Below are 9,548 nucleotides of genomic sequence, written 5' to 3'. Positions count from 1 at the left end.
ACGGTTGGCTCACGATCACACGGCTGCCCTGTCGGGTTGTGAGTGTCGGCAATCTCACGGTCGGGGGGACGGGAAAAACGCCGATCGTCATTCTTCTCACGGAATGGTTGACGGCCAAGGGGAAACGGGTGGCGATCTTGAGCCGAGGGTACAAACGGACGAGCGCGGCGCCATGCCTGCTGGTGTCCGATGGATCGCGAATCTTGGCCGGCCCCTCGGAAGCCGGGGACGAACCGTTTCTCATGGCGCAGCGTTGTCCGCGCGCGGTTGTCGCGGTGGGGGCTGACCGGGTCGCGCTTGGTCGATGGGTATTGGAGCGGTACCCCGTCGATTGCATCGTGCTCGATGATGGTTTTCAGCATCGGGCCCTTCACCGCGATGTCGATTTGGTCCTGCTGGACGCCACCGATGCGGCAGGACTCGATGCGTTGCTTCCATCGGGCAGACTGCGAGAACCCTTGCGGGGGCTGGAGCGAGCGAGCGCGGTGGTGATTACCCGGGCCGATTCGCGGCAGGATGTGGAATCGATCCAGCAGCGATTGCGTGGGATCGCGTGGCCGGCCGAAGACGTCATGGAAGTCGTATTTCGGCCGGAGTCCTTCATCGCCATCGGCTCAGGGGAGCCGCAAGCTCTTGAATGGGGGCGGGATAAACGGGCCTGGCTGCTGAGCGGAATCGGCAATAGTCCGTCGTTCCGCCGATCGGCCGAATCCCTCGGGGTGAAGATCGTGGGCGAGACAGCTTTTGAAGATCATCATCACTACGGGCATACCGAGGTTCGGGAGATTTGTGCCCATATGCAATGTGCCGAAAGCGACATCGTGTTGACGACTGAGAAGGATGGGGGAAAGCTGTCTTCCTTCCTCGGGTCTCACGATCCCTGGTGGATGCTCCGCCTGAGGACGGACGTGGTGCGAGGGGAACATCGGCTGCATCGGTTGATCGATGAGCCATGACCGCAGGGGCCAACCGACGGAGATTCGTGCGTAGAGATCTGCCTCAGAAAATCCTCGTGCGGGCGCCGAATTGGATCGGGGATGCCGTGATGTGCGAACCGGCTATTCGCGGTCTGCGGTCTCTGTTTCCGGAAGCGGAGGTGACGATGCTTGCCAAACCGGCCGTCGCCGAACTGTTTAGTGCCGCCCCGGAGCTGAATCGAGTCGTGGTGTACGAGGACAGAGGGGCTCATGCGGGGCTTTCCGGAAAATGGGCGCTTGCTGGTACGTTGCGGCGGCATGGCTTCGATTCGGCGGTGCTCTTTCAGAACGCCTTCGAGGCGGCATTTCTCGCGTGGCTCGCGGGTATTCCGCAGCGATATGGCTATGCAACCGATGGACGAGTCTTTTTTCTGACCATGCCGGTCGCCGTGCCGAGTCGTAGTCGTGCTGTCCATCAAGTCGAGTACTATTGGAATCTGTTGAAGCCCTTAGGGCTGCTTGGTGAGGCTCCGTTGCCGGCGTTGCGCGTGACGGAAGATGAGGGGCGTCAGTTGGATGGCAGGCTCGCCGCCGCCGGTGTCGGCTTGTCGGATGTCGTGATCGGCCTCAATCCAGGGTCGACCTACGGAAGCGCGAAGCGTTGGTTGCCGGAGCGATTCGCCGAGGTCGCGCAGCGACTGGCGGAACGAGTGGGACAGGATGAGAGCGCGCAGGTGGTCGTGGTCATTCTGGGAGCACGGGGAGAGGAGGTTTTGGGAAAGGACATCGCCGCTCGAATCAACGGACGATCGGTGGTGCTGTCGGGTGCCACGACCATTCGTGAGTTGATGGCCGTGGTCAAGCGATGTCGCATACTCTTGACCAACGATACGGGGCCGATGCATATCGCCGCCGCCTGTGGTGTGCCCGTCGTGGCGGTGTTTGGTCCGACGGATTCACGTACCACCGCTCCCTATGGACAGAAACAGTCGATTGTGCGGGAAGCCGTGGACTGTGCGCCCTGTCTCCTCCGGGAATGCCCGATCGATCACCGTTGCATGACAAGGATTTCGGTGGAGAAAGTGTATGAAGCATGTCTGTCTGGTCTATCTCGTCTTTCTAGTCCAGACCGAACAGACCAGATAGACCGAATAGACAAACCGGACCAGCCAGACATTCTCTCCGGCTACACCGTCTTTCTCGACCGAGACGGAACTCTCAATCCGGATCCGGGCTATATCAAGTCCCCTGATCAGTTTGAATTGTTTCCCGGAGTGCCCGAGGCGCTCGCGAGCCTGAAGCGGGCCGGTGCCCGATTGATCGTCGTGACCAATCAATCGGGAATCGCGCGAGGGTTCTTGTCGCGCGAGGATCTTGATGCCGTGCACATGAAACTGAAGCAGCTCCTTGATGGCGCGGGCGCGCCGCTCGACGCGATCTATTTTTGCCCTCACCATCCTGACGATGGGTGCGAATGTCGAAAGCCGAACCGTGGGATGATCGACCAAGCGGTGCAAGAATGGGGGGTGACTCTTGATCGATCCTATCTGATCGGGGATCACGCCCGCGATATCGAGTTGGCGAAGCGGATTGGGGCGCGCAGTATCTTGGTGACGACGGGAGTCGTTTCCCCGCGGGACGCAGACACACTGAAGGTCTCAGGGTCGGCTCCGGATCGGATCGCATCCTCGCTGGCGGAAGCTGCGGACTGGCTGCTGTCCGATGCCGATAGGTTGTCCACGCAGGTCCGCGAGCGGCGGGTCGCATCTCCATGAGTATGTGTTGGAGTGGAGCTGTGTTCGGCCGGATCTTGTGTTGGTTGGAGAGCCGGCGTAAGTTGTAGGGGGAACAGACGGCGCCAGGCGTCGGCGGTGTTGCTCAGTTAGAGGGAAGATGGCAACGAACCAGCTCGTACATGCGTGCCCCATTCCGTGCAACCTCTGTGGTGGCACCGAGGTGTCGATCCTTTCGAACAGAAGTCGAAGTGGGAAACCGTTGCGGACCGTCATTTGTCAAGCCTGCGGGCTCGTATGGTCGGATCCACGCCCCCATGATGCCAGACAGTTTTACGAGGAGGAATATCGCCTCTCCTATAAACACAGCTACAGTCCGAAGTCCAAGCACGTCTTACGCGCCGGCCATGTGGCCTTATCGCGATTCGAAAAGATCGAGCCGTTGCTGTCGGGCGTGAAAGCCGTTCTCGATGTCGGCACCGGCGGAGGAGAGTTCGCCTACCTGCTTCAATCCTTGGGACATGGCGTAAACGGGATTGAACCGAATAGAGGGTATGCCGCCTATTCCATACAGGAATATGGGCTCAGGGTTCAGGTCGGGTTTGTGCAAGATGTGGCGTTTCCCCCTGACTCGTTCGATGTGGTGACGATCTGGCACGTACTCGAACACACGGAAGATCCGGGTTTCATTTTATCGCTGCTCCGATCCTGGCTGAAGCCGGACGGCACGCTTGTGGTGGAAGTTCCGAACGTGGAGGCGACCTGCCAGGCTCCCGGCAGCACGTTCCATGAAGCTCATCTCTATAACTTCAATGTGGTGTCGTTGCGCCGGTTGGCCAGAAAACACGGGCTGTATGAGACCAAGCATCTGATCTCCCGCGATGGCGGGAACATCACGATGTTTCTTTCTCGCGCGGAGCCGCTGGTCCAAGATCGGTACGACGCTGCGATCCCCGGTAACTGTGAATGGATCTCGAGGATCGTGCGCCGGCACAGCAATGTGCGACGCCACTTGACGTCGGTGCCCTACCTGCGGGCGTGGCAGCGCCTCTGTCGATCACTCCAAGAGAGACGTGAAACGGCGGACGAGCGTAGCGGGAAGGCACTGCTCGACAGGCTCTACGCGTCTCGGTTGCGCTCCAATCCTATGGGACGTGAATGACCGGATTCGGACGGTGGGAGAGGCATCAGGCTGATTCTTGCTCCGCTTGCGGTGGTGACGCGGCGGGGTTCGCCGGAAGGTTGTTCGGTGCTATCTGTCAACCCTCTCGATAGTCGTTTCTCATCGGCGTTGAACGGCGCCCGCATCCTTTTGATCAAGCCCAGTTCTCTCGGAGATATCGTGCATGCATTTCCCGTCGTCTCGGCGATCAAAGCACAATGGCCGGGCTCTCATCTCACATGGGTGGTGAAGCGCCAGTGGGCCGAGCTTGTCGAACGGGCCGAGGGGATCGACCGGGTCCGGCCGGTCGACATGACGGTGAGCAGTTGGATCAGGGAAGGCCTGGCGCTGCGCGCCGAGCGGTTTGACCTCGCCATCGATTTACAAGGACTGTTTCGTAGCGGCATCTTGGCATGGCTCAGCGGCGCCCCGTCGCGCATCGGGTTTGCGAACGGGAGGGAAGGCAGCCCTTGGTTCTATACGCGGCTTGTGCCGGTTCCTAGTCTTGAAGTCCACGCCGTCGACCGATATCTTTCGGTTGTCGCGGCGCTAGGAGCGCCTCCGCCGGACAGGCCGCGATTTGGGTTCCAGTTGCTGGAAGGGGATAGGGCGGCCGTTCGGGACATCGGCGAGCAAAGAGGCTTCTCGATAGACAGGCCATGGATTGCCATGAACATCGGGGCGCGGTGGCCGACAAAACGTTGGCCGCTCGAGTCCTTCGCCGCCGTTGTCGATCAGCTGCACGAGTCAGGTCGTGAGCCGCTCGTGATGATAGGCGGCGTCGACGAGCGGGCGTTTACGAAGAAGTTGAAAGCCTTGACGAAGGCTCCGTTCATCGACCTGTGCGGTGAGATCCCCTTGGGGCATTTGCCGGCACTGCTTTCGACCGCGACTGCCCTGATCACGAACGATTCCGGGCCCATGCATATCGCGGCGGCGCTTGGAGTTCCGGTGATTGCGATATTCGGACCGACCAGCGCGGCGCGGACCGGCCCGTATGGGACGGGCCATCATGTACTGTCTGGTCGGGTGCCCTGCAGCCCCTGCTTCAGCCGTGTGTGCCGGCACGATCCCGAAATGGAATGCCTTCATCTCATTAAGCCGGCCCAAGTGGTCGATGTGATGCGGTCTCTCTTGACCGCTCGCGTGCCATGTCGATGAATGTTCTGATCGTTCGCCCCGACGGCATCGGCGACGTCTTGCTCTCTCTTCCCGTCGCGACCCAACTCAAGCGGCTTCTGCCGGGGGTCACCGTCGGGTTTCTCACCAGTCCTACCGTCGCGCCCCTTCTTGATCGGCATCCCGACGTGGACTATGTGCGGACGATTCGTTTCACAGACCCGTTGAAGGACCTCCGGCGCGCCTTTTCGCAGGGAGTCGAGGCGGCGATTTTTTTGAAGCCGTTTCGCCGTCTGATGTGGGCCGCATGGCTGGCCGGTGTCCCGATTCGCGTGGCCACGGGTTACCGTTGGTACAGCCTGTTGGCCAATCGCCGTATCTATGAACATCGCAGCGATTTTCTAAAACATGAATCGGAGTACAACGTCGACCTGTTGAAGGGGTTGGGGCTCCGCCCTCAGCCTGTGAGCCGACCGGCGCTGCCCCTGAACGAGGCCGAACGAGCGGCAGGGGCATCGTGGTGGTTGGGATTGCCGGATCCTCGAGTCGTGGTCCATCCGGGAGGAATTTCCGCGCGTCGCTGGCGGCCGGAGCAGTACCGTGACCTGGTCGTGGCATTGGCCGACAGAGGGTACGGCGTGGCGCTGACGGGCAGCGATCTGGAACGACAAGAGTTTGGGAAAGACCTGCCGTTGTCTACCGCGCTTCCTTCGGGGGTAGTAGATCTGATGGGGAAACTGTCGCTGCGAGAACTGATGTCGATGATGGCCAATGCTCATGTCGTCGTCTCAGGAGCAACAGGACCGGCTCACCTGGCGGCAGCTCTGGGCATCCCCACGGTGACCTTGTTTGATCCTCGACGAAACAATTTGCCGGTGAGATGGAAACCGCTTGGGACGGGAGTCTTGCTGCGACCGGATGTTCCTACTTGCGATAAATGTATCGGGGAGGTCTGTCCCTATTGGGATTGTCTTGATCGATTCACTGTTGCAACTGTCACGTCCATTATCTCCAAAGTTTCAGAGACTCCGTCAGCGCTTACCGTACTTCATATATAAGTCGGATCTATCAGTAGGGAGGAAGAGTTATTGCTGGGCGCCGCTCTTGACTCAACTGCGCTTCTATGTTCATATCCTGAACGTTGGAGGGTGGCCGCTAACTCTATGAATTTCCAAGGGCAACGAGATCTTCTCTTACTGGCCGAGGTGGAGCGAGATGGTGCGGTCACGCAGCGGTCTCTCTCGACCAAGCTAGGGGTCGCTCTGGGGCTGACCAATCTCTATCTCAAGCGGTTGGCGCGGAAGGGTCATATCAAGATCACCACGATTCCCTCGCACCGAGTCCGGTATTTGCTGACCCCGCAAGGGTTTGCCGAGAAATCCAGACTGGCCTATCTCTATATGGAGTATTCCCTGTCTCACTACCGCGATATGCGCGCGCGGCTACGAGACACGCTGTCTCGCGCAGCGGACAACGGAACGAAACGCGTCGTCGTCTATGGAACCGGTGAACTGGCTGAGATGGCCTATCTGTCGCTCCGAGAAATGCATATGACCTTGGTTGGATTTGTCGATGATACCCAGCCTGAGTCGTTCTTGTCCTATCCGGTTTGGCCGCCGGAGGCATTGAGTGGATGGGAGTTCGACGCGGTGTTGTTGACGGATTTCGGGCGCGCGGCGGGGCACCGTGCCACACTCGGACAGTACCAGGTTCCGGATAACAAGGTCATCGCGCTTACTCCTGTGATGTAGTCGCCGCGGGGCGACCGTTTTTCTATGCGCTGTAAGTGAGAGGGCGAAGCTGTGTCCGATGACGACGTCTATAGAGACAAGGATCCCCACACCGGCAGCCTTCACTGGTACGCCTTACGTACGAAGTCTCGTCACGAAAAACTGGTGCGGGATCAGTTGGATAAGCAGGGAATCGAGCCGTTGCTTCCGACGGTCAAACGGCTGAGCCAGTGGAAGGATCGAAAGAAGGAAATCGAGGTCCCGCTGTTTTCCGGCTATTGTTTCGTGCGGTTTTCTCAGCGGGAGAAGGCACCGGTACGACAGACGACAGGCGTCGTCGAAATCATCGGCAGCGGAAGCCGGCCCGAACCGATTCCGGAGCAGGAAATTGATGCGCTCCGCCGTCTCATGACGAGTGTGCTTCCCTATGATCCACATCCCTATCTCCATGAAGGAATGAAGGTGGAAGTCGTTCGTGGCCCGTTGCAGGGGGTCCTCGGGATTCTGATGCGGAAAGAGAAACGACATCGCTTGGTGATCGGAGTGCGCCTGATTCAACAAGCAGCGGCGGTCGAAATCGATGTGAACGATGTGGTGCCCGCGTAGGACATCACATTCGATGGCGTGCAACGTGGTGTCTCCGTCAGCTCAAGTGAGGTTGTGTCCAACAGGTACTCATTCCTCAAGCATCTAGCAGGATGCTGAAAAAGTCCTCCAGCGGCGTTTTCGCATCACTCAGAGGCTCAACGTGCCGACGCGTACGCCTCGCCTCTTCGCTCGCTGCGGCCTTGCCTGCGGAGAGGCGTCTTGGCCCTCGGCTTCGCCGCGCCGGGCGTCGACGCAGGCGCGAGGCGGGCGCACCGGGGCTGGGCGGGTGAGAACCGCGGCCTTTTTGAGCATTCTGAGATGTAGAGTGCGGCGGTTCTTTTTGTCATCGCGCAACGATGCACGAAGCAGAAAGCGAGTTTTTAGCAGACTGCTAGTCTCCAAGTATGTGCGGCATCGCGGGGAAGATCAGGTTTGATGGGCGTCCGATTGCCCGTGAGTTGGTTGCATCCATGTGCAACGCCATGCAACAGCGCGGGCCGGATGCCGTCAACTACCATTTTGAGCCGGGAGTGGGATTAGGTCAGCGCCGGTTATCGATTATCGACCTTCGTCATACCGCCGCGCCGCCGCTCTCGAATGAAACCAATCGCATATGGGTCGTATTCAACGGCGAGATCTACAATTTCCGCGCGCTCCGTCAGGAGTTAGAAGGGAAAGGTCACACGTTTAGAACGGAGACCGATACCGAAGTCATCGTTCATCTCTATGAAGAATACGATGTCGAATGTGTCGAGAAGTTGCACGGAATGTTTGCACTCGCTCTCTGGGATGCAGATCGCCGTCGACTGATAGCCGCGCGAGACAGATTAGGCAAGAAACCCTTCTATTACGCGAGTACGACACAGGGCATCGTGTTTGCCTCGTCACTCGCGGCGCTCTTGCACGATCATGAAATTTCGAGGGAACCCAACTTTTTTGCAATCGATCAATTTCTAGAGCGGCAGTACGTCCCCAGCCCTCTGACCGCCTTCAGGAGCGTCAGGAAACTGGAGCCCGGACACCTCCTGATCTGTGAGCCTGGTGGACGGTGCGAAACGCGCCGATTTTGGGCTGCAACTCCGCGGCTCGTCTCCCGGGCTACGGAGCGGGAGCTCCAGGAGGAGCTTGTCCGGTTGACTCGAGAGGCGGTTCGGACGCGAATGATCTCGGACGTGCCGCTGGGTGCGTTGCTGAGCGGAGGAATAGATTCCGGAACGATCGTCGCGCTCATGGCTCAAGAATCCTCCGGCCCGATCAAGACCTTTTCGATCGGCCTCGAACAAACAGACATGGACGAGCTCCCGTACGCTCGATTGGTCGCGAAACGATATGGGACGGATCACACGGAACTGGTGTTGAAGCCTGATGTCGTCGATATCTTACCTAAATTGATTCGCTGTTACGGGGAGCCATTTGCCGATTCTTCAGCGGTGCCCACCTATTACGTCTCGAAACTCGCGCGCCAGTTTGTCACCGTGGCGCTCAGCGGTGACGGCGGAGATGAAAGCTTTGGGGGCTACACGCACTACGGCCAAACACTCGCGTGGGAACAGTTGGACTTCATTCCGCTTTGCTTGCGCGGCGCGGTTCTAAAGCCGGTGGAAGGGGTTCTGTCGTCGCTTCCCTTCACCGATATGGCGTCACGCTGTGGCCGTGCATGTATGATGGCCAGAAATGAATTGCCGGGACGGTACATGACGCAGACGGCAATCTTCAAACCACAGGAAAAACAGGCGATTCTGACGAGCCGATTTCGAGCGTTGATCAATGACTCGAAGAATGGCGATAAAGGGCCCACCCTTCCCTGGCGGACGACGGATGACAGTCTTGATTGGATGATTCGCCATGACTTGCGATTCTATTTGCCCGATTGTTTGATGGTGAAGGTCGATGTGGCGGCGATGGCCAATAGTCTTGAGGTGCGGTCCCCGTTGCTGGACCACCACCTTGTCGAGTTCGCTCTGACGCTTCCTGCCAAGTCCAAACGAAGCGCCGGGCAGGGCAAGGCTATCATGCGGAAAGCATTTGCCGACTTGCTCCCACCGGAGATTCTGAATAAGCCCAAAACGGGATTCGGCATTCCCTTGCAGAAGTGGCTGCAGGTAGATCTCGCCGCCATGATGAAGGGCGTATTGCTTGATGGCCGCGCGTCACGTCGAGGTCTGCTTGACCAACGGTTCGTTCAACAGATGGTGCACTCGCATCTGGCGGGTGACCGGGATTGGAGTACCAGACTCTGGGCAATCATGGTCTTGGAACTCTGGTTCCGAGAGTTCATCGATTGACTGTTCTGTCGCGA

At 58.9% G+C, this 9,548-nt stretch carries 8 protein-coding genes; all 8 read left to right on the top strand.

Annotated elements, in window-relative coordinates; all coding sequences use genetic code 11:
* Nucleotides 1-956 (top strand): tetraacyldisaccharide 4'-kinase (gene lpxK / locus COMA2_RS10720; protein ID WP_139077275.1); only part of this gene is annotated, 956 nt, incomplete at its 5' end.
* A 26-nt stretch (nt 957-982) separates the two neighbouring features.
* Complete coding sequence (gene waaF / locus COMA2_RS20465) at nt 983-2,692, top strand: lipopolysaccharide heptosyltransferase II (protein ID WP_217490710.1); 1,710 nt, start codon at nt 983-985, stop codon at nt 2,690-2,692.
* A 220-nt stretch (nt 2,693-2,912) separates the two neighbouring features.
* On the top strand, nt 2,913-3,812 hold the full coding sequence (locus COMA2_RS10710; protein ID WP_217490709.1) for a class I SAM-dependent methyltransferase: 900 nt from the start codon (nt 2,913-2,915) through the stop codon (nt 3,810-3,812).
* 87 nt (nt 3,813-3,899) lie between these two features.
* On the top strand, nt 3,900-4,973 hold the full coding sequence (gene waaF, locus COMA2_RS10705) for a lipopolysaccharide heptosyltransferase II (RefSeq protein WP_175304536.1): 1,074 nt from the start codon (nt 3,900-3,902) through the stop codon (nt 4,971-4,973).
* Nucleotides 4,970-5,989 (top strand): glycosyltransferase family 9 protein, encoded by a 1,020-nt coding sequence (locus COMA2_RS10700; protein WP_175304535.1) that lies wholly within the window; start codon nt 4,970-4,972, stop codon nt 5,987-5,989. The genes waaF (COMA2_RS10705) and COMA2_RS10700 overlap by 4 nt, the downstream gene beginning before the upstream one ends.
* Nucleotides 5,990-6,094: 105 nt before the next feature.
* Nucleotides 6,095-6,682 carry a winged helix-turn-helix transcriptional regulator gene (locus tag COMA2_RS10695; protein ID WP_090897607.1) on the top strand — a complete coding sequence of 196 codons (588 nt, stop codon included), beginning with the start codon at nt 6,095-6,097 and terminating at the stop codon, nt 6,680-6,682.
* A 51-nt stretch (nt 6,683-6,733) separates the two neighbouring features.
* Nucleotides 6,734-7,267, top strand: coding sequence for a UpxY family transcription antiterminator (locus COMA2_RS10690; RefSeq protein ID WP_090897604.1), 534 nt, complete (start codon nt 6,734-6,736; stop codon nt 7,265-7,267).
* Between the two features lie 386 nt (nt 7,268-7,653).
* Nucleotides 7,654-9,534 carry an asparagine synthase (glutamine-hydrolyzing) gene (gene asnB, locus COMA2_RS10685; protein WP_090897601.1) on the top strand — a complete coding sequence of 627 codons (1,881 nt, stop codon included), beginning with the start codon at nt 7,654-7,656 and terminating at the stop codon, nt 9,532-9,534.
* The last annotated feature ends 14 nt before the right edge of the window (nt 9,535-9,548 follow it).

It is taken from the genome of Candidatus Nitrospira nitrificans, assembly GCF_001458775.1.
GTDB classification, from domain to species: Bacteria; Nitrospirota; Nitrospiria; order Nitrospirales; family Nitrospiraceae; genus Nitrospira_D; species Nitrospira_D nitrificans.
This window is presented reverse-complemented; position numbering and strand designations above follow the sequence as displayed.

Bases quoted from the DNA above. Each gene is read 5' to 3' on its own strand.
- COMA2_RS10700 (WP_175304535.1), top strand. From the start codon at position 4,970: ATGAATGTTCTGATCGTTCGCCCCGACGGCATCGGCGACGTCTTGCTC.
- COMA2_RS10695 (WP_090897607.1), top strand. From the start codon at position 6,095: ATGAATTTCCAAGGGCAACGAGATCTTCTCTTACTGGCCGAGGTGGAG.
- asnB (WP_090897601.1), top strand. From the start codon at position 7,654: ATGTGCGGCATCGCGGGGAAGATCAGGTTTGATGGGCGTCCGATTGCC.